This window comes from Caenispirillum bisanense (assembly GCF_900230255.1).
In the GTDB taxonomy this organism is placed as follows: domain Bacteria; phylum Pseudomonadota; class Alphaproteobacteria; order Rhodospirillales; family Rhodospirillaceae; genus Caenispirillum; species Caenispirillum bisanense_A.
This window is the reverse complement of record NZ_OCNJ01000003.1, coordinates 403,660-423,964: the sequence shown is the minus strand read 5'-3', so window position 1 is coordinate 423,964 and position 20,305 is coordinate 403,660. Positions and strand designations below refer to the sequence as shown.

At 70.6% G+C, this 20,305-nt stretch carries 19 protein-coding genes; 14 read left to right on the top strand and 5 right to left on the bottom strand.

The genetic code is table 11. The features are described 5' to 3' along the window. Nucleotides 1-41 precede the first annotated feature (41 nt). Entirely contained in the window at nt 42-773 is a 732-nt protein-coding gene (gene phnF / locus CRP50_RS09170; protein ID WP_097278788.1) for a phosphonate metabolism transcriptional regulator PhnF, read from the bottom strand. A gap of 139 nt (nt 774-912) precedes the next feature. Between phnF and phnG the strand changes: the two genes are divergently transcribed. From phnG to CRP50_RS09120, 10 genes are all read left to right on the top strand, one after another. Beyond that, nucleotides 913-1,365, top strand: a complete 453-nt coding sequence (phnG, locus tag CRP50_RS09165; RefSeq protein WP_097278785.1) for a phosphonate C-P lyase system protein PhnG — start codon at nt 913-915, stop codon at nt 1,363-1,365. Nucleotides 1,366-1,367: 2 nt separating this feature from the next. Continuing rightward, nucleotides 1,368-1,955 carry a phosphonate C-P lyase system protein PhnH gene (gene phnH, locus CRP50_RS09160; RefSeq protein WP_097278783.1) on the top strand — a complete coding sequence of 196 codons (588 nt, stop codon included), beginning with the start codon at nt 1,368-1,370 and terminating at the stop codon, nt 1,953-1,955. 4 nt (nt 1,956-1,959) lie between these two features. Then, a complete protein-coding gene (locus CRP50_RS09155; protein ID WP_097278781.1) occupies nt 1,960-3,060 on the top strand; it encodes a carbon-phosphorus lyase complex subunit PhnI in 1,101 nt (366 codons plus the stop codon). Next, nucleotides 3,047-3,916, top strand: coding sequence for an alpha-D-ribose 1-methylphosphonate 5-phosphate C-P-lyase PhnJ (locus CRP50_RS09150; RefSeq protein ID WP_097278780.1), 870 nt, complete (start codon nt 3,047-3,049; stop codon nt 3,914-3,916). The genes CRP50_RS09155 and CRP50_RS09150 overlap by 14 nt, the downstream gene beginning before the upstream one ends. Then, entirely contained in the window at nt 3,916-4,722 is an 807-nt protein-coding gene (phnK, locus tag CRP50_RS09145) for a phosphonate C-P lyase system protein PhnK (protein ID WP_097278778.1), read from the top strand. Before CRP50_RS09150 ends, phnK begins: the two co-directional genes overlap by 1 nt. 10 nt (nt 4,723-4,732) lie before the next feature. Further along, on the top strand, nt 4,733-5,434 hold the full coding sequence (gene phnL, locus CRP50_RS09140; RefSeq protein ID WP_097278776.1) for a phosphonate C-P lyase system protein PhnL: 702 nt from the start codon (nt 4,733-4,735) through the stop codon (nt 5,432-5,434). Beyond that, entirely contained in the window at nt 5,424-6,605 is a 1,182-nt protein-coding gene (locus tag CRP50_RS09135; protein ID WP_245913415.1) for an alpha-D-ribose 1-methylphosphonate 5-triphosphate diphosphatase, read from the top strand. Before phnL ends, CRP50_RS09135 begins: the two co-directional genes overlap by 11 nt. Then, nucleotides 6,605-7,321: a DUF1045 domain-containing protein gene (locus CRP50_RS09130; RefSeq protein WP_097278775.1), complete on the top strand. Its 717-nt coding sequence runs from the start codon at nt 6,605-6,607 to the stop codon at nt 7,319-7,321. Before CRP50_RS09135 ends, CRP50_RS09130 begins: the two co-directional genes overlap by 1 nt. 161 nt (nt 7,322-7,482) lie before the next feature. Further along, nucleotides 7,483-9,162, top strand: coding sequence for a methyl-accepting chemotaxis protein (locus CRP50_RS09125; RefSeq protein ID WP_097278773.1), 1,680 nt, complete (start codon nt 7,483-7,485; stop codon nt 9,160-9,162). A gap of 103 nt (nt 9,163-9,265) precedes the next feature. Further along, nucleotides 9,266-11,014: a hypothetical protein gene (locus tag CRP50_RS09120; protein WP_141415095.1), complete on the top strand. Its 1,749-nt coding sequence runs from the start codon at nt 9,266-9,268 to the stop codon at nt 11,012-11,014. A 67-nt stretch (nt 11,015-11,081) separates the two neighbouring features. Here the strand turns inward: CRP50_RS09120 and CRP50_RS09115 are convergent, their stop codons facing one another. The 4 genes from CRP50_RS09115 to CRP50_RS09100 all read right to left on the bottom strand — a co-directional run bounded on the left by CRP50_RS09115 (nt 11,082) and on the right by CRP50_RS09100 (nt 15,881). After that, the gene (locus CRP50_RS09115) at nt 11,082-11,285 is read right to left on the bottom strand and encodes a heavy-metal-associated domain-containing protein (RefSeq protein WP_097278770.1); all 204 of its coding nucleotides are present in this window, start codon (nt 11,283-11,285) and stop codon (nt 11,082-11,084) included. A gap of 200 nt (nt 11,286-11,485) precedes the next feature. Continuing rightward, nucleotides 11,486-12,922 (bottom strand): divergent polysaccharide deacetylase family protein, encoded by a 1,437-nt coding sequence (locus CRP50_RS09110; protein WP_097278768.1) that lies wholly within the window; start codon nt 12,920-12,922, stop codon nt 11,486-11,488. Nucleotides 12,923-13,050: 128 nt separating this feature from the next. Next, a complete protein-coding gene (gene cueR, locus CRP50_RS09105; RefSeq protein WP_097278764.1) occupies nt 13,051-13,470 on the bottom strand; it encodes a Cu(I)-responsive transcriptional regulator in 420 nt (139 codons plus the stop codon). Continuing rightward, complete coding sequence (locus CRP50_RS09100) at nt 13,467-15,881, bottom strand: heavy metal translocating P-type ATPase (RefSeq protein WP_097278762.1); 2,415 nt, start codon at nt 15,879-15,881, stop codon at nt 13,467-13,469. The genes cueR and CRP50_RS09100 overlap by 4 nt, the downstream gene beginning before the upstream one ends. Before the next feature lie 302 nt (nt 15,882-16,183). On the opposite strand from CRP50_RS09100, the gene CRP50_RS09095 reads away from it, so the two are divergent. The 4 genes from CRP50_RS09095 (at nt 16,184) to CRP50_RS09080 (ending at nt 20,279) form a co-directional block, all read left to right on the top strand. Continuing rightward, nucleotides 16,184-17,317, top strand: a complete 1,134-nt coding sequence (locus CRP50_RS09095; RefSeq protein ID WP_097278760.1) for an extracellular solute-binding protein — start codon at nt 16,184-16,186, stop codon at nt 17,315-17,317. A gap of 72 nt (nt 17,318-17,389) precedes the next feature. Next, nucleotides 17,390-18,508, top strand: coding sequence for an ABC transporter ATP-binding protein (locus tag CRP50_RS09090; RefSeq protein ID WP_097278758.1), 1,119 nt, complete (start codon nt 17,390-17,392; stop codon nt 18,506-18,508). After that, complete coding sequence (locus CRP50_RS09085) at nt 18,505-19,389, top strand: ABC transporter permease (RefSeq protein ID WP_097278756.1); 885 nt, start codon at nt 18,505-18,507, stop codon at nt 19,387-19,389. Before CRP50_RS09090 ends, CRP50_RS09085 begins: the two co-directional genes overlap by 4 nt. Continuing rightward, the gene (locus tag CRP50_RS09080; protein ID WP_097278754.1) at nt 19,386-20,279 is read left to right on the top strand and encodes an ABC transporter permease; all 894 of its coding nucleotides are present in this window, start codon (nt 19,386-19,388) and stop codon (nt 20,277-20,279) included. Before CRP50_RS09085 ends, CRP50_RS09080 begins: the two co-directional genes overlap by 4 nt. Nucleotides 20,280-20,305: the final 26 nt, after the last annotated feature.

The following is a 20,305-nucleotide window of genomic DNA, read 5'->3' as shown; positions in this document are numbered from 1 at the left end:
GCCGAAGAGGGTATGAACGCTGGGGGCGAGACGACCCGACCCTACTCGATCACCAGCTGCACCCAGTCCGACGCGAAGCGCGTCACGCCCAGGTTGACCGGCCGGCCGTCGTGGTCGACGTCGAGGGCTTCCGTCACCAGCACCGGCCGGTTGCGCGGCTGGTGGAGGATGTCCGCTTCGGCGGCGGTCGGCATGCGGGCGACGACACGGGTCCACCGGCGGGTGTAGTCCGCGACGCCGTAGCGGGCCAGCGACTGCGTGATCGACTGGGTCTCGCGGAAGGCGATGTCGAAGCCGGGGAAGCGGTCGGCCGGCAAATATTGCGTCGAGAACGAGATGCGGCGCGCATCGGCCATGCCCACCGTCTCCAGCACGATCACCGGCGCACCGCGCCGCAAGGACAGCGCCTCGGCGACCGAGCCGTCGGCCTCGCCGGCTTCGGCGCGGACGAATTCGTGGCCGGCCTCGCGCCCCACCTTCATGAGGTTGGAGGCGAACCGGGTGCGCTTGCCGACGGCGTAGTCGATGACGTGCTCGTGCACGAAGGTGCCGCGCCCCTGCTCCACCCGCAGCAGGCCCTTTTCCTCCATCTCCGCCAGAGCCCGACGCACCGTGTGGCGGTTGACCTGGAAGCGCTCGGCCAGCTCGAACTCCGTCGGCAGGCGTTCACCGGGCTTCACCGCACCGTCGGCGATCTCGCGCTCCAGCACCTGCTGGATCTGGCGCCACAGGGCCACCCCGGCGCCGCGGCGGCGGTCGATGCCGTCGTCCATCGCTCTGTCTCCCCAGAGATTTCAAGGTTTTCGTCATCGAAGTTTCACCGGATGCGCCCTTGCCGCCTCCGGTTGGCGCGGAGTATAAAAGGCTCAGATATAGACGTCTAGACAAATTTTCTGATTGTCGAGGATCACGATGACGACCGACGACGTCGCGGCCCGGCAGCGGTGGATGGGCATCCTGGCCCGCACGCCCCTGCCCCGCCTGGAAGAGGCTTTCGCCGCCCTGCCCGAGCCGCCGGCCTACGAGGCCCTGCGGCGGCCGGAAATCGGCTCCGCCCTGGTGCGCGCCCGCGCCGGCGGATCCGGCCAACGCTTCAACATGGGCGAGATGACGGTCACCCGCTGCTCGGTCCGCACGGCCGAGGGGGCCGTCGGCCACGCCTATGTGGCGGGCCGCTCGCGCCGCAAGGCGGAACTGGCGGCGGTATTCGACGCCCTGCTCCAAACGCCGCGCCATCGGCGCCGCCTGCTGAACGACCTGATCGAGCCGCAGGCCGAGGTGCTGGCCGCCGCCCGCGCCGCCACAGTGGCCGAGGCCGCCGCGACGCGGGTCGAGTTCTTCACCATGGTGCGCGGGGAGGATTGACCATGACCGCCGCTGCCGACCTCCGCCCCGGCCTCGCCGACCCGGTGCTCGACGGGCAGGCCGTGTTCCGCACGGTGCTGAAGGCCCTGTCCTTCCCCGGCCGCATCCAGCCGCTGCCGGTGGCCCTGACGCCGCCGCCACCGCTGAACCCGGCCGCCGCCGCCGTGCTGCTGGCGCTGGCCGACCTGGACGCGCCGGTGTGGCTCGACCCGGCGCTGGATACGCCCGCGGTGCGGGCCTGGCTGCGCTTCCACGCCGGCTGCCCCATCGTCGAGGCGCGCTGGCAGGGCGCCTTCGCCGTCGTGCCCGCCGATGGCGAGATGGACGGCTTCGCCACCGGCACGCCCGAGTTCCCGGAAACCTCCACCACCGTCATCGTGCAGGTGGCGGCGTTGACCGAGGACGCCGGGCCCACCCTCACCGGCCCCGGCATCGCCGACACCGCGCGCGTCTCCGCCCCCGGCCTAGCGCCGGAGTTCTGGCCGGCGCTGGCGGCCAACGCGGCGCTGTTCCCGCAGGGGATCGACGTCATCCTGGCCGCGCCGGACCGCATCGCCGCGCTGCCGCGCACCACCCGCATCACGGAGTGACGCCATGTACGTTGCCGTCAAGGGCGGCGAGCGCGCCATCGACAACGCCCATCGCCTGCTCGACCACGAGCGGCGGGGCGATGCGGCGGTGCCCGAACTCAGCCTCGCCCAGATCAAGGAACAGATGACGCTGGCCGTCGACCGCGTCATGACCGAAGGGTCGCTCTACGACCGCGACCTCGCCGCGCTCGCCATCAAGCAGGCGCGCGGCGACCTGATGGAGGCGATCTTCCTCCTGCGCGCCTATCGCACCACCCTGCCGCGGCTGGCGGTCAGCGAGCCCATCGACACCGCCCGCATGACGGTCCGCCGCCGCATCTCGGCCACCTACAAGGACCTGCCGGGCGGGCAGGTGCTCGGCCCGACCTTCGACTACACCCACCGCCTGCTCGACTTCCGGCTGGCCGCCGAGACCGACGCGCCGCCGCCCGAGCCGGAGCGCGCCGAGGCGCGCCAGGACGAGACGGTGCCGCGCGTCACCGACCTGCTCAACCACGAGGGCCTGATCGAGCACGAGAGGCCGGCCGACGCCGCCCCCGTCGGCGACATCACCCGCGAGCCGCTGTCCTTCCCCGCCGGCCGCGACGTGCGCCTGCAGACCCTGGCGCGCGGCGACGAGGGCTGGCTGCTCGGCCTCGCCTATTCCACCCAGCGCGGCTACGGCCGCACCCACCCCTTCGCCGGCGAGATCCGCATGGGCGAGGTGGCGGTGGAGATCGTGCCGGAGGAGCTGGGTTTCGCCATCGACATCGGCGAGGTCACCGTCACCGAATGCCAGATGATCAACCAGTTCAAGGGATCGAAGGCGGCGCCGCCGCAGTTCACCCGCGGCTACGGCCTCACCTTCGGCCACGGCGAGCGCAAGGCCATGGCCATGGCGCTGGTCGACCGCAGCTTGCGGGCGGAGGACCTGGGCGAGGATCTGGTGGCCCCGGCCCAGGACCAGGAATTCGTCCTGTCCCACTGCGACAACGTGGAAGCGTCCGGTTTCGTGCAGCACCTCAAGCTGCCCCACTACGTCGACTTCCAGGGCGAGCTGGTCACCGTGCGGACCTTGCGCAAGGATCACGACAAGCGACAGGAGGCTGCCGATGCGGCCGAGTGACGACACCCTGGCGGGCTACAACTTCGCCTACCTGGACGAACAGACCAAGCGCATGATCCGCCGCGCCATCCTGAAGGCGGTGGCGATCCCCGGCTATCAGGTGCCCTTCGCCGGGCGCGAGATGCCCCTGCCCTATGGCTGGGGCACCGGCGGCATCCAGGTGACCGCCTCGATCATCGGGCCGGACGACACGCTGAAGGTCATCGACCAGGGCGCCGACGACACCACCAACGCCGTCTCCATCCGCCGCTTCTTCGCCACCGTCGCCGACGTGGCCACCACCGAGAAGACGACGGAGGCGACCGTCATCCAGACCCGCCACCGCATCCCGGAAAAGCCCCTGACCGAGGACCAAATCCTGGTCTATCAGGTGCCCATCCCCGAGCCGCTGCGCTGGATGGAGGCGCGCGAGACCGAGACGCGCAAGATGCACGCCCTGGAAGACTACGGCGTCATGCACGTGAAGCTCTACGAGGACATCGCCCACCTCGGCCGCATCGCCACGTCCTACGACTACCCGGTGAAGGTGAACGGCCGCTACGTCATGGCGCCCTCGCCCATCCCCAAGTTCGACAACCCCAAGATGGACCGCATGCCGGCGCTCCAGCTGTTCGGCGCCGGGCGCGAGAAGCGCATCTACGCCGTGCCGCCCTACACCCGCGTCGACAGCCTCGACTTCGAGGACCATCCCTTCGAGGTGCAGACCTGGGACCACGCCTGCGCCTTGTGCGGGTCCACCGAAAGCTACCTGGACGAGGTGGTGATCGACGACCAGGGTGGCCGCATGTACGTCTGCTCCGACACCGACTTCTGCGGCGACCGTCAGGCTGCCCAGGCGCAGGAGGCCGCGGAATAATGCCCTTCGACCAGAACACCGCCACCCCCGGCGACGAGCGCCCCCTGCTGCGCGTCGCCGGTCTCGCCCGCCACTACGGCGACCGCATCGGCTGCACCGACGTCTCCTTCGACCTGTGGCCCGGCGAGGTGCTGGGCATCGTCGGCGAGTCCGGCTCGGGCAAGACGACCCTGCTCAACACCCTGTCGGCCCGCCTGGACCCCACCGCCGGGCGGATCGAGTACCAGACCCGCGACGGCGAGGTGGTGGACGTCTACGGCCTGTCGGAGCCGCGCCGCCGCATGCTGGTGCGCACCGAATGGGGCATCGTCCACCAGAACCCGCGCGACGGGTTGCGCATGGCCGTCTCCGCCGGCGCCAACATCGGCGAGCGGCTGATGGCGCTGGGCGCCCGCCACTACGGCGGCATCCGCGACCAGGCCATCGACTGGATGGGCCGCGTCGAGATCAAGGAGGAGCGCGTCGACGACCTGCCGCGCACCTTCTCCGGCGGCATGCAGCAGCGCCTGCAGATCGCCCGCAACCTGGTCACCGGCCCGCGCCTCATGTTCATGGACGAGCCGACGGGCGGCCTCGACGTCTCGGTGCAGGCGCGCCTGCTCGATCTGCTGCGCACGCTGGTGGGCGAGATGGGGCTGTCGGTGATCCTGGTCACCCACGACCTCGCCGTCGCCCGCCTGCTGGCCCACCGGCTGATGGTCATGAAGGACGGCCGCGTCGTCGAGCACGGCCTGACCGACCAGGTGCTGGACGACCCCCACCACCCCTATACCCAGCTGCTCGTCTCATCCGTGCTGCAGGTCTGAGGAGCCTTCCATGTCTTCCCCCATCATCGAAGTGCGCGACCTCTGCAAGGACTTCGTCCTGCACACCCAGGGCGGCGTGCGCATCCCCGTGTTCAACGGCCTGTCGCTGGCGGTCGGGGCCGGCGAGTGCGTCGGCCTGCACGGGCCGTCGGGCACCGGCAAGTCGACCCTGCTGCGCTCGCTCTATGCCAACTACAAGCCCGACACCGGGTCGGTGCTGGTGCGCCACGGCGACCGCCTCGTCGACATGGCGACGGCCGAACCGCGCGACGTGCTGGCGGTGCGCAAGCATACCCTCGGCTACGTCAGCCAGTTTCTGCGCGTCATCCCGCGCGTCCCGGCGCTGGATGTGGTGGCGGAGCCGCTGAAGCTGCTGGGCACGTCGGAGGCGGAGGCGCGGGAGAAGGCCGGCGGCCTGCTCGCCCGCCTGCGCATTCCGGAACGCCTGTGGCATCTCGCGCCCGCCACCTTCTCGGGCGGCGAGCAACAGCGCGTCAACATCGCCCGCGGCTTCGTCGTCGACTATCCGGCCCTGCTGCTGGACGAGCCGACGGCGTCGCTCGATGCCGCCAACCGCGATACGGTGGTGGCGCTGATCCAGGAGGCCAAGGCGCGCGGCTGCGCCGTGGTCGGCATCTTCCACGACGCCGATGTGCGCACCCGCGTGTGCGACCGTCTGTTCGAAATCGAAGGATACCGTCATGCCGCGTGACCAGCAGAGCGGAAGCAGCAAGACCATGAGCCAGGAGATGATCCTCACCAACGCCCGCGTCGTCTGCCGCGACCGGGTGATCGAGCAGGGCACCGTGGTGGTGCGCGACGGCCTCATCGCTGAAGTCGCCGAGGGCGTCTCGGCGGCGCCCGGCGCGCTCGACCTGAGCGGCGACCACCTGCTGCCCGGCCTGATCGAAATGCACACCGACAACATGGAAAAGCACTTCGTGCCGCGCCCCGGCGTGCTGTGGCCGTCGCCCATGGCGGCCATGCTGGGCCACGACCTGCAGGTGGCGGGTGCCGGCATCACCACCGTGTTCGACGCGATCTCGGTCGGCGAATACGCCGAAAAGGGCCCGCGCCGCAACATCCTCGCCCAGTCCTTCGCCGCCGTGAAGCACGGCCGCGCCGAGGGTCTGACCAAGGCCGACCACTACTTCCACATGCGCTGCGAAGTCTCCGACCCCTGCGTCATCGAGATGTTCGAGCCCTACGCCCACGAACCGCTGGTGCGCCTCGTCTCGGTCATGGACCACACGCCGGGCCAGCGCCAGTGGACCGACGTGTCCAAGTTCGTCCAGTACAACAAGGGCGAGAACTGGTCCGAGGCCGAACTGCAGGCCAAGCTCGACCGCCTGCGGGCGGAGCAGGAGAAGTACTCCACGAAGCACCGCCGGCAGGTGGTGGAACTGGCCCGCACCCACGGCATCCCGCTCGCCAGCCACGACGACGCGACGGAAGACCACGTCGCCGAGGCCATCGCCGACGGCGTCGTCATCGCCGAGTTCCCCATCACCATGACCGCCGCCGTCAAAGCCCGCGAGGCCGGCATGAAGACGGTCATGGGCGCGCCCAACGTGGTGCGCGGCGGCTCGCACTCGGGCAACATCTCCGCCGTCGACTGCGCGGCGGAAGGGCAGCTCGACGGCCTGTCGAGCGACTACGTGCCATCCTCACTGCTGTTCGCGGCGTTCCTTCTCACGGAGAAGCTGGGCATGCCGCTCCATGACGCGGTCGCCAAGGTCTCCGACAACGTGGCGCAGATGGTCGGTCTGCCCGACCGCGGCCGCATCGCCGAAGGCCTGCGCGCCGATCTGGTGCGCGTCACCCACACCGAGCATACTCCGGTGGTCCGCGAGGTCTGGGTCACCGGCAAACGGGTCTGCTGATGGAGCATACGGAGCTTTCCGCCTGGCGTTACGCCCTCTACTTCGCGCCGTCGCCGGACGAGCCGCTGGCGCAGATCGCGCGCCGCTGGCTCGGCCGTGACTGCCGCACCGGCGCGCCCGTCGAGCAGCCGCGGGTGGAGGGCGTCAGCCCGGACCGGCTGCGCGAGATCACGGCCGACGCCCGGCGCTACGGCTTCCATGCGACGCTGAAAGCGCCCTTCCGCCTGGCGGAGGGGCGCGACCCGACCGAACTGCGCCGGTCCTTGCGGGAGTTCACCCTGGTCCGCCATCCCTTCACGGTGCCGAGCCTGGTGCTGACCTCCAGCCTCGGCTTTCCCGCCCTGGTGCCGGAAGAGCCCTGCGCGGCGCTCGACCGCCTGGCGGACGACTGCGTGCGCGCCTTCGACCTGTTCCGCGCCGCCCCCTCGGCCGAGGAGATCGCCCGCCGCAAGGCCCGCAACACCCGCCTGACGCCGCGCCAGCTCGACCACCTGAAGCACTGGGGCTACCCTTACGTCTTCGAGGACTACCGCTTCCACATGACGCTCGGCGGGCCGCTGCCGGACGAGGACGAGCGGCACGCGGTCATGGCGGCCCTGGCCGACGAGTTCCGCGACTGCCTCGGCAAGCCGCTGCACGTCACCGCCGTGTGCCTGTTCATCGAGCCCGAGCCCAACGGCGACTTCCGGTTGTTCTGTCGCGACAAGTTCGGCTGATCGTATTATCGAACGCTGAATTACACCGCGGATATACGAAATCACCCTTCAGCTTGATGGGAATACGCCTATTGTCGTATCCCATGACGAAGGATTGGCCTCGCCTGCCTGCCGCCAGCCATGGCGGGGCTCGCGAGGGTTTGGGGAAGGGAATTTTCAGCGTGAAGACGTTCCGTATCATGACCCGGTTCTGGCTGATCGTGGCGACCGTGGCCGTCGGCATGACGCTGCTCATGGGCTACGGCCTGTGGCAGCTGCGCAGCTCGCTGGTGGAGCAGGAGACCAACGGCCTGCGCCAGGTGACCCAGGCCGCCCGCTCGCTGGTCGACGACTACATCGCGCGCGGCAAGGCCGGCGAAATGACGCCCGAAGAGGCCAAGAGCCAGGCGCTGGCCTCGCTCGCCACCTACCGCTTCGGCGACGACGGCTACTTCTACGCCTTCGACCGCAAGGGCGTGTTCCAGATGCACGCGCTGAAGAAGGAAATGGTGGGCAAGGAGCTCATCGACCTGAAAGACCCGAACGGCACCTTCATCGTGCGCGAGATGATCGGGCAGGCCGACAAGACCGGCGAAGCCGTGGTCGACTACATCTGGCCGAAGCCGAGCATCGGCGGCAACGCGCCGAAGATCGGCTTCGCCATCGAGATCCCCGAGTGGAAGCTGTTCATCGGCACCGGCATCTACGTCGACACCATCGACGCCAAGTTCTGGGGCGTGGCCGGCCCGTACATCGCCATCGCGCTGGTGATGCTCGGCATCGTGGTCGGCATCGCGCTGTGGATCAGCCGCTCCCTCACCGGCCCCATCGGTGCGCTGACCGGCGGCATGCGGGCGCTCGCCGCCGGCGACCGCGCCATCACCGTCGCCTATGCCGACGAGCAGAACGAGCTGGGCGACCTCGCCCGCGCCCTGCAGGTGTTCAAGGACGCCGCCATCGAGCAGGACCGCCTGACCGCCGCCCGCGCCGCCGAGGCCGAGCAGAAGATCGCCCGCCAGGAGCAGGTGGCCAAGCTGACCGCCCGCTTCGACCAGACGGTCATTCGCCTGATGGGCACCGTGGAAGGCTCCATCGAGAGCCTGCGCAGCGCCGCCTCCAGCCTCGACACCGGCGCGGCCCATACCGCCGAGCGCTCCACCCGCGTCGCCTCGGCGTCGGAACAGGCCTCGGCCAACGTGCAGACGGTGGCGACGGCGGCCGAAGAGCTGTCGGCGTCCATCCAGGAAATCACCCGTCAGGTGTCGCGCTCGTCGCAGATCGCCGCCGAAGCGGTGGAAGAAGCCCGCCGCACCGACGGCATCGTCCGCGGCCTGGCCGAGGCCGCCGGCAAGATCGGCGAGGTGGTGAAGCTCATCACCGACATCGCCGAGCAGACCAACCTGCTGGCCCTGAACGCCACCATCGAAGCGGCGCGCGCCGGTGAGGCCGGCAAGGGCTTCGCGGTCGTCGCCAACGAGGTGAAGTCGCTCGCCAACCAGACGGCGCGGGCGACCGACGAGATCGCCGGCCAGATCGGCGCCGTGCAGCAGACCACCAGCGAGGCCGTGAAGGCCATCGAAGGCATCAGCGGCACCATCGTCGAGATCAACGAGATCGCCGCCGCCATCGCCGCCGCCGTCGAGGAACAGGGGGCCGCGACCGGCGAGATCAGCCGCAACGTCCAGGAAGCCGCCCGCGGCAGCCAGGAAGTGACGGAGAGCATCGCCGCCGTCTCGGAAGCGACGGAAGAGACCAAGTCGGCCGCCGGCGCCGTCAGCTCCGCCGCCCACGAACTGGAAACCGAAGCCGACACCCTGCGCCGCGAGGTCGAGACCTTCCTCGACGCCATCAAGGCCGCCTGAACCGGACGGCGCGCGGCGGTTGCCCGCGGCACCCGTCAGGCGCTAGAGTAGCGACGGCGCGGACCCCCATGGTCCGCGCCGTTTCCTCTTGGAAAACAAGGTCATGGCCAAGCCGCCCCGGTTCCTTTCGCGCATCGTCGACAAGGTGGTGCCCGACGTCATCAAGCGCCTGGTCGAGGACGACCCGGCCGATGCCGCCGCGCCCGCCGCCGACGGGCAGCAGGCCTCCGCCTTCGACGACGAGCCACCCGAGATGACCCTCGAGGACATCCTGAAGGAGGACATCGGCGCCTTCGGCGGCAAGATGCACATCATCTCACTGGTGGAATTCAAGGAAGCCATCGGCTCGGCCAAGTGGCTGAAGCTGTCGCGCAACATCATGCTCATCGCCGAGGGCGTGCTGCGCTCGCGCCTCGGCCATGCCCATGCCTACGCCCAGCGCGGCACCGACATGTTCGTGCTGGGCTTCCGCGGCCTGTCGGAAGGCGAGGCGAAGAACCGGGCCATCATGGTGGCCGAGGAGATCGGCGGCCGTCTCGCCGGCGCCAACTTCGGCGGCAAGCAGGCGCTGGTGCGCGTCGCCGAGATCGACCCCGAGGCGCTGCTCGGCGGCGACGGCGGCCTCGACGAGGACGCGCTGCACGCCGCGGTCGCCGGCGGGCAGGCGGTCGAGCCGGCGGCGCCCGACTCGCAGGCAGCGCATCACTTCTGGGAAACCCGCCCGCCGGAGAAGAAGCCGCAGCGCCTGCTGCCGACCACCGACCCCACCGCCCTCGGCCAGCCGGAGCGCCGCCACTGGCACCAGGCCGCCCTGCCCGACCGCGAGGCGAGCCGCCGTAGCTGGGCCACCTCGGGCGCCGGCGCCGACTACGACGAACAGCCGGCGGAAACCGAGGACCCGGTCCTGGCCGCCGCCCGCGAGGCCGCACGCACGCCCAAGTGGGAACCCATCGTCAAGCCGTTGAGCGAGGCCGAGCGTCGCCACTTCGAGGAGATGCACGGCGGCCTGCTCGCCACCCTGTCGCCGCAGGACTATCTGAAGCGCGGCGGCCTGGACAAGACCGACGACACGCCGGCGCCCCTGCCGCCGCCGCCCGAGGAACCGGAGCCGGAGGTGGACGAAGCCGCCAAGGCGCCCGCCGGCGTGCAGGTGTCCCTGCGGCCGTGCTGGACGGCGGCGACGGAGGCGGTGGACTGCTTCCTGCTGCGCCCGGTGCTGGTCGGCGGCTCCATCCCCGCCGGCGAGACGCGCGAGCCGGCGTCGCTGCACGATCCCCTCATCGCCACCAAGGCGGCCGAGGCGCTCATCGCCATGGCGGCGGCCGGCACCAAGGCGGTGCTGGTGGTGCCCCTGCACGCCGTGTCGCTGGCCGGCGAGCGACGCGCGGATGTGCTGAAGGCCCTGTCCGGCGCGACACAGAGCCAGCGCATGCTGTCGCTGCGGGTGGAACTGGTCGGCATCACCGCCGGCACCAAGCCCGCGACCGTGCTCGCCGCCGTGCAGGCCCTGCGGCCGGTCGTGCGCGAGGTCGCCCTGCGGACCAACCTGTTCGACCCGAGCCGCGCCGTCTTCGGCATCAAGGGCGTGCTGGTGGGGTCGGACCTCGACAGCGTGCCGGCCGCCCACCGCCAGCCCGAGCGGCTCGGCCCCGGCCTCAAGACGCTGGAGGAAAAGGCCCGCCTCGGCGGCGCCTCGGGCACCTTCGTGTGGGGCCTGCGCAAGCGGCAGGAGATCGGGGCGGCGCTCGACCACGGCATCGGCCAGATCGGCGGCAGCGCCTTTTCCAAGGACATCCCCCTGCCCGGCCGCCTGGTGCGCCTGCCGCGCGCCAAGCTCGTCGGCAGCGCCTGATCCCGGGCACGGAAAAGGCCGCCCTCCCAGCCGGGAGCGGCGGCCTCGTCGCGGCACCGGACGGGCGTCAGGCCGGGCCGGCGTACTCGAAGCCGGCGTCGTCCACCGCCTTGGCGACGGCGACGTCGTCGGGGCCGTTCTCGACCGTCACGCGGGCGGTCGACAGGTCGATGGTGACCACGGCATCGCCCTTCTGCGCCTTGATCGCCTGCTCGACGGAGCGGGCGCAGCCGCCGCAGGTCATGCCCTTCACGGTATAGCTCTTGCTCATGGGTCGGTTCCTCTGCTGACCTTGTGGGCCGAGAGTGCACCTTCCCGCTACTGGAAGGTCAAGCCCTGGAGCCGTTTGCGCTCTGTCGCCGTCGCGCCAGTGCTGCGTTCACGCGCCACGCTGGCTCCCGCGCCTGACCGGCGCGGGGCGCAGTCGCGCCCCTGGCCGCGGCTTCCGATCTCGTACGATCGGAAACCGCTCTACCCCTGGCCCATGCGCTTGCGCACGATGGCCGACAGCGGCACCAGCACCAGGCCCTTGTCCTCCAGCGTCGGCAGCCACTGCTTCAGCGCCCGGTATGTGGCGTCGTGCGGGTGGCCGATGGCGATGGCGTAACCCACCTTGCGGGCGACCTTCTCCGTTTCCGCCAGCTGGTGGAGGATGGCGGAAACGGTTTCCGTATTGTCGAGGAAGATGTGGCGCTCGGCGAAGGGGATGCCCGCCTGTTCCGCCAGCCGGGCGCCCACCGACTTGGGGGAGGTCTTGCTGTCGAGCCACAGCAGGCCGCGCGACCGCAACTCGTCGATGACGACGCGCATGCCCTCGCTGTCGGCGGTGAACTTGCTGCCCATGTGGTTGTTGATGCCGACGTAGCCGTCGAACTGCTCGAAGCCGTGGCGCACGCGGGCGCGCACCTGCTCGGGCGTCATGCTGGTCTTCAGCACGTCGGGGCCGCTGTCGATGGCGCCGTTGAGCGGCTCCATGGGCATGTGGATGATGAGTTCGTGGCCCGCCGCCCGCGCCGCCTTGGCCTGGGCGCGGACGTTGTCGGCATAGGTCATCCAGGCGGTGGTGAGCGGCCCGGGCAGGCTGACGATCTTTTTGGCGCCTGCCTTGTCGACGCCCAGGTCGTCGATGACGATGGCGATCATGGGCCGGCCGTTGGCCGCCGGCGACGGCACGGCGTACTTGACCCACGGCGCCTCGCCATCGAAGGCCTTGGGCGCCGGCTGGAACACCGCCCGCGGCGGCACCGGCAGGGCGGCCACCTGCGTTTCCGGCGCCGGCGCGGCGGCGGGCACCGGCGGCTTGGTGCGCGGCGTGACGACGGCGGGCGGGGACACCGCCGGCGAATGGGCCGGCGGGACTTCCGTGAAGCCGGAGTTGGCGTGGGCGTAGTCCAGCGCCTCGGTCGAGGTGACGGCGGGCGTCGACGCTTCGACCGGAGCGGGTGCCGCGGCGGGCGCCGGAGTCGGCTCGGCCGGCGCGGGAGTGACGGCGGAAGGGGCCGTCACCTTGGGCGCCGGGCGCGGCGCGGCGGCGCGTTCCTCGGCGAGGCGGGCGGCGGCCTCGGCCCGTTCCTCCTCGCGCAGGGTCTTGTCGATGGAGACGCCGATGGCCGCACCCACCACCACCAGGGCGACGGCGACGGCCGTCAGGACGAGGGTGCGCAGCGACAGGCCCGGCATGCGGCCCGCAGTGCCGCCGCCCTTGCCACCGCGGCGCTTGGCCCCGGTGCGCGAGCCGCCGCCGCTCGACCGCCGCGGCTTGCCGGCGGTGGTCTTGGTGCCCTTGCCCGCGGCCGGCTTGGCGGCGGCGCGGCGGGTTCCGGTCCCCTTGGACGACCGGCTGCCGCCGCCCGCGGCGGACGCGGTGGCGGAACGCGAGGACGAGCGGGACCGGGGGGTGTCAGCCACGAAACGGGAGTCCTGGGGGAAGGTTGCGAACGCAAGGCGGTCGCGCTGGACCGACCTTGCGCCGCAACCTTAGCAGCTTCCCGCAGCACCTTGAAGAGTCGCCTAAAAATTTCAATAGGCGGCGATCTTTAGTGGCAGCCGCCGGCTGCTGCGGGCACGTCGGCGTCGGCCAGACTTTCCAGAATCGGGCAGTCGGGCCGGTCGTCGCCGTGGCAGCGGTCCATGAGGTGGTTCAGGGTGTCGCGCATGGACTGCAGCTCGGCGATCTTGCGGTCGATCTCCTCCACACGCTTGGCCGCAACCGCCTTCACGTCGGCGGAGGCGCGCGAGCGGTCCTGCCACAGCGCCAGCAGGTCGCCCACGTCCTTCACCGAGAACCCGAGCCCGCGGGCGTGCTGGATGAAGCGCAGCCGCTCCACGTCCTTGTCGGTGTAGACGCGGTAGCCGCTGGCGGTGCGTCCGGCCTCGGGGATCAGGTCGATGCTCTCGTAGTAGCGGATGGTCTTGGCCGGGACGCCGGACTTCTTCGCGGCCTGGGATATGTTCATCGCACGCCTCCCTTCCAGCGGCGTAGCAGCAGCGAGTTGGACACCACGCTGACGCTGGAGAATGCCATGGCGGCGCCGGCGATCACCGGCGACAGCATGCCGAGCGCCGCCATGGGCAGGGCCACCACGTTGTAGGCGAAGGCCCAGAACAGGTTCTGGCGGATCTTGGCGTAGCCCCGGCGCGACAGGCCGAGGGCATCGGGCAGCAGGCCGGGATCGCCGCGCATGAGGGTGATGCCGGCGGTGTGCATGGCGACGTCGGTGCCGGTGCCCATGGCGATGCCGACGTCGGCGGCGGCCAGCGCCGGGGCGTCATTGACCCCGTCGCCCACCATGGCGACGGTGTGGCCCTCGGCCTGCAGGCGGGCGACTTCGGCCGCCTTGTCTTCCGGCAGCACCTCGGCGACGACGCGCTCGATGCCGAGGTCGGCCGCCACCGCATGGGCCGCGCGGGGGTTGTCGCCCGTCAGCATCACCGGCGTCACACCGGCCGCCTTGAGGGCCGCGACGGCACCGCGCGCGCTCTCCTTCACCGTGTCGGCGGCGGCGAGGAAGCCGAGCAGGCGGCCGTCGGCCTCGGCGAGCCACATGATGGTGCGGCCCTGTTCCTCCAGCGCTGTGGCGCGGGCCTCCAGCGCGGCGGTCTCGACGGAGCGCTCGCGCATCAGGCGCGGCGAGCCGAGCAGGATCGCCCGCCCCTCCACCATCGCGGCGAGCCCGCGCCCGGCGAGGCCCTGGAAGTCGACGACGGCCGGCAGCGCCATGCTGCGGGCGCCGGTGGCGCCGAGCACGGCCTTGGCGAGCGGGTGTTCCGAACCCTGCTGGGCGGCGGCGGCGAGGCGCAGCACCTCGTCCTCAGTCGCGCCGGCGGCGGCGACCACGTCGGTCAGCGACGGGCGGCCTTCGGTGAGGGTGCCGGTCTTGTCGAAGATGACGGCGGTCACGTCGTGGGCGCGCTCCAGCGCCTCGGCGTCCTTGATGAGGATGCCGCGCCGCGCCGCCATGCCCGTCGCCACCATGATGGCGGTCGGCGTGGCGAGGCCGAGGGCGCAGGGGCAGGCGATGACCAGCACCGACACGGCGGCGACGAAGGCGGTCTCCGGCGACCCGCCGATGAGCCACCAGCCGAGGAAGGTGCCGATGGCGATGACCACCACCACCGGCACGAAGACGGCCGAGATGCGGTCCACCAGCTTCTGCACCGGCGCCTTGGTCGCCTGGGCGTTCTCCACCATGCGGATGATGCGCGACAGGGTGCTCTCGGCACCGACGGCGGTGGCGCGCACGCGGATCAGACCCTCGCCGTTGATGGCGCCGCCGGTGACGGGGTCGCCCGGTTCCTTGGCGACGGGCATGCTCTCGCCGGTGATGAGGCTCTCGTCCACCGAGGTGCGGCCCTCGATGACGACGCCGTCGACGGGCAGGCGCTCGCCGGGGCGGACCACCACCACGTCGTCGTGGGCGACGCGCTCGGCGGGGATCTCGACGATGCCGCCGGCGCGCTCCACCCGCGCCGTTTCCGGGCGCAGGGTCATGAGGGCGCGGATGGCCGAGGCGGCGCCGCGCTTGGCGCGGCCCTCCAGCACCTTGCCCATGAGCACGAGCGTGATGACGACGGCCGCCGCCTCGAAGTAGAGCCCGTGGTGCCCGTCGCCTGCCGCGACCCGCCAGGTGGACAGGCCCCAGGCGGCGCTGGTGCCCATGGCGACCAGCACGTCCATGTTGCCGGCACCGCCCTTCAGGCTCTTCCAGGCGCCGGCGTAGAAGCGCCGGCCGATGACGAACTGCACCGGCGTCGCCAGGGCGAACTGCCACCAGCCGGGCAGCATGGACCCGCCCAGCAGTTCCGCCACCATGCCGCCGACCAGCGGCAGGGTGAGCAGGATGGACGCACCCAGGATCCACAGCTCGCGGCGGTTCTCCGCCTCGCGCTTGCGCTCCGACTCCTCGGCGGCGGCGCGGCTGTCGGTGGTGGGGTCGGCAGTGAAGCCGGCGCGCTCCACCGCCGCCACGAGATCGGCGACGGAGGCGGCGCCTTCCAGCAGGGTGATCTTGGCGCGCTCCGTCGCCAGATTGACGGCGGCCGTCTGCACGCCCGGCACGCGGGCCAGCACCTTCTCGATGCGGGTGGCGCAGGCGGCGCAGGTCATGCCGGAAATCGCCAGCTCGACCTCGGCGGCAGGCACGGCGAATCCGGCCTTGGCGACGGCCTCGGCGATGGCGGCGACGCCGGTGGCGGCGGGATCGTAGCGCACGTCGGCCCGCTCGGCGGCCAGCGACACGCGCGCCTCGGCGACGCCCGGCGCCTTGCTCAGCACGCGCTCAAGCCGGGTGGAACAGGCGGCGCAGGTCATGCCCCGGATGGGCAGCGCGACGCTGGCGCCGGGCCCGGCGGCGGTGGTGGTGGTCATGGGACCCAATCCTTCCAAAAACTGGAACGTTGGGTCCAATGTGAGGTTTCCAGCGGCTGGAAGGTCAAGCCCCACGGCATACCCGACGAAAGTCGTGGGACCTTCGACCCTAAACCCCTGATAGATTTCGACCTTCTCCCTCGTTGACATCATTTCGTAACATTGGCGTCATAAAGGTTTCTCGGGCCGTCGCTATAAGGGAGGGCGAGCACTCGCCGGGTGATTTTCGCGCAGGGGTACATATGGCGCACCATCGGCGGGTTCGGCCTACAACATCCTCCAACCGCAAGAGAGGAACCATCATGACCGTCCTGTCCGCGCTGAGCCGCCGTACGCTGCTCAAGGGTACCGCCGCCGCCGCGACCGTGCTGGCCGCCCCGGCCATCGTGACGAATGCCCGCGCGTCGTCGGGCGAGGTGAAGATCTTCGCCTGGGCCGGCTACATCTCCGACGAGATGCTGGCCGCCTTCGAAAAGTCGACCGGCATCAAGCCGACCTACACCCCCTACGGCACCAACGACGAGCTGCTGAACCAGCTGCGCGCCACCAAGGGCCGCGGCTTCGACATCATCTGGCCGACCGTCGACCGCGTGCCGAACTACGTCGACTTCGGCCTGATCCAGCCGCTCGACGACAGCAAGATCAAGTGGGACGGCGTCGTTTCCGCCCTGGTGAAGGGGTCCGAGACGCGCGGCGCCATGGTCGACGGCAAGCGCTACCAAGTTCCGTCCGACTGGGGCACCGAGGCGCTGTGCTACAACAAGGACAAGCTGAAGGCCGAATACGGCACGCTGTCCTACGGCGACATGCTGCGCGGCGACCTGCCGGGCAAGGTGACCCTGCGCGCCCACTCCGCGCTCATCGGCATCGGCCTATACCTGGAAAGCCAGGGCAAGCTGCCGCACCCGCTGCTCGACCAGTTCAAGCCGGGCAACGAAGCCGTCGCCCGCGCCAACTTCGACGCCATCGTCGCCGAAGCCATCAAGGCCAAGGGCAACATCGTGCAGTTCTGGTCCAACGAGAACGAGGCCCAGGGCGCCTTCCGCACCAACGGCGCCGTGCTCGGCCAGACCTGGGACTCGACGGCCTACGCGCTGCGCAAGGAAAACCTGCCCATCGGCTTCATGGCGCCGAAGGAAGGCGCCCTGGCGTGGATGGAAGGCTTCTGCATTCCCGCCGGCGCCGAGAACCTGGAGCAGGCCTACGCCTTCATCAACTGGTTCTACACGCCGGAAGCCGGCGCCATGTACACCGAGAAGAGCGGCATCGCCAGCGCCTCGGTCGGCGCCGAGGACAAGCTCGGCGACGTGTGGAAGTCCTTCGTGACCGAAGCCTACCCCGGCGACGCGCTGGACAAGCTGTGGTGGTGGCCGGTGCAGGATCCGGCCTACGTCGCCATCCGCAACGAGTACCAGGACCGCTTCCTGTCGGCCTGACCGTCCCTGTGACAGGCCGGCCGCCCGGATGCCTCGGCACCCGGGCGGCCGCGCCCTTTTCCGCGAGGCCCCATGAGCCAGAGCGTCGATCTCGACCATGTCACCATGCGCTTCGGCGACTTCACCGCCGTGCGCGACGCCCACCTGACCATCAACGGCGGCGAGTTCTTCAGCTTCCTCGGCCCGTCGGGCTGCGGCAAGACCACCTTGCTCCGCCTCATCTCCGGCTTCATGGAGCCGACCGAGGGCGTCGTGCGCATCGGCGGCAAGGACATGGCCGGCCTCGGCCCCAACAAGCGGCCGACCACGCTCATCTTCCAGAACCTCGCCCTGTTCCCGCTCATGTCGGTGGCCGAGAACATCGCCTTCGGGCTGGAGGTGCGCGGCGTGCGCCGCGACGTGCGCCGCAAGCGCGCCGACGCGCTGCTCGACCTGGTCGCCCTGCCCGGCATCGGCGACAAGAAGGTGGCGGAGCTGTCGGGCGGCCAGAAGCAGCGCGTCGCCATCGCCCGCGCGCTGGCGGTCGAACCCCAGGTGCTGCTGCTCGACGAGCCGCTGTCGGCGCTCGACCTCAAGCTGCGCCAGCACATGCGGTCGGAACTGCGCGCCCTGCAGAAGCGCACCGGCGTCACCTTCGTCTACATCACCCACGACCAGGGCGAGGCGCTCGCCATGTCCGACCGGGTGGCGGTGATGGACGTCGGCCGCATCGAGCAGGTGGACACGCCCGAGCGCCTGTACGACGCCCCCGTCAGCCCCTTCGTCGCCGGCTTCGTCGGCGAGAACAACCGCTTCCCCGGCCGCGTGGTCGAGGTGCTGGACGGGCTGGCCTGCGTCGAGACCGCCGCCGGCCGCCTCGTCGCCCGCGCCGGAGCCGGCGTGAAGACGGGCGATGCCGTGCTGCTGTTCGCCCGGCCGGAGCGCCTGCGCCTCGTGCCGCCGCGCGAGGAAGCCGTCGCCGAGAACCGCATCCCCGTCACCGTCACCGACCGCGCCTTCGAAGGCGCCTTCGCCCTCTACACCCTGCGCACCGAGGGCGGCACGCCGGTGACCGCGCACCTCGTCCACACCGGCGGCGGCGACGGCGGGCCGGCGGTCGGCGAACGCGCCGTCTTCGCCTTCCGCCCCGACGAGGCCATCGTGCTGCCCGACGACGGCCGCGCCGCCCCGGCGCAGGAGGCGGCGGAATGACCACCCTGCTGCGCCGCTACGGCTGGCCGCTGACGGCGGTCATCGTGCTGCTCTGCGCGTGGTGGGTGGTGGTGATGGTCGTCCTGCCGCAGCTGGTGATGGTCGACTACTCGTTCCGCCCCAACCTGCTGCCGCGCGAGATCGGCACCGAGAAAGACGTCTGGACCCTGGCGAACTACAAGACGCTGTGGTCCAACCAGATCCACCTCGCCATCTTCTTCAAGACCATCTGGGCGAGCTGCCTCGTCACCTTCGTCACCTTCGTTGTCTGCTATCCCATCGCCTATTACATGGCGCAGGTGGCGCGCGGGCCGAAGGCGGGGCTGTTCGCGGTGCTGCTGGTCATCCCCTATTGGGTGAACGAGATCCTGCGCACCTTCGCGTGGTACATCCTGCTGTCGCGCGGTGGCCCCATCAACGAGGCGCTCATGGGCCTCGGCCTCATCGCCGAGCCCATCGACCTGAAGCAGGGCGACCTCGGCGTCATCCTCGGCATGGTCTATGCCTATATCCTGTTCATGGTGTTCCCGCTCTATACCGCCATGGAGAGCCTGGACCGCAACCAGATCGAGGCGGCGCGCGACCTCGGCGCGTCCATCCCGCGCATCCACTGGCGGGTGGTGATCCCGCATTCCAAGCCGGGCATCGCCACGGGCTGCATCATGACCTTCATGCTGGCGGCCGGATCCTACGCCGTGCCGGCGCTGCTGGGGTCGCCGGGCAGCCGGTGGTTCACGGAAATCATCTACAACTGGTTCTTCGAAGGCGGCGACTGGCCGCAGGGGTCGGCCTATGCCTTCATCCTGCTGCTGCTCTGCCTCGGGTTCATCCTGCTCATGCTGAAGCTGTTCAAGGTGCGGCTGGGGGACATCGCGAAATGACCGAGATCGCCCCCGACCGCCTCGCCGCCCTCGCCGAGGCCCAGGCCCCGCGCGAGCCGGAGACCACCCGCCGCCGCCGCACCGCCGCCACGACGCCCGCCGCGGAACGGCTGCGCAGCGGTCTGACCCGCTTCTATCTGGTGCTGTTCTTCGCCTACCTGTTCCTGCCGCTCGCCATCATGTCGGCGGCGACCTTCAACGACAGCCGCTTCCCGACGGTGCTGCCGTGGTTGGGCACGACGACCAAGTGGTTCGGCGTGCTGCTCGACGACCGCCTGATGTGGGACGCCCTGTGGACCAGCCTGATCGTCGGCGCCGGCGTGGTCGCCGTGGCGCTGCCGACGGGCGTGGCGGCGGCGCTGCTGCTCAACGGCCTGCACGCGCGGGCGCGCAACATCGTCTATGCGCTCATGGTCTCGCCGCTGCTGACGCCCGGCGTCATCATCGGCATTTCCACCCTGATCTTCTGGGACCGCGCCTTCGGCATGCCGGGCGGCGTGCTGCTGACCATCCTGGCGCAGGCGAGCTTCATCACCGGCTATGTCATGCTGATGGTGCTGGCCCGCATGCAGCGCTTCGACCCCGGACTGGAGGAAGCGGCGCTCGACCTCGGCGCGACCCATACCCAGGTGTTCCGCCGCATCACCCTGCCCTTCCTGGCGCCGTCACTGGCGGCGGCCTCGGTGATCGCCTTCCTGCAGAGCTTCGAGAACTACAACACGACACTGTTCGTGAAGGGCCTCGACACCACGCTGACGGTCTACATCGCCAGCCAGGTGCGCACCGGCCTGACGCCGGCGGTGAACGCGCTGGGTGTGATCCTCATCGGCATCACGGTGATCGGCGCCGCAGTCTACGAGTTGCGCCGCCGCCAGGCCCTGAAACCGTAACGGAGGAGCGCGAGGGAGGGCCACCC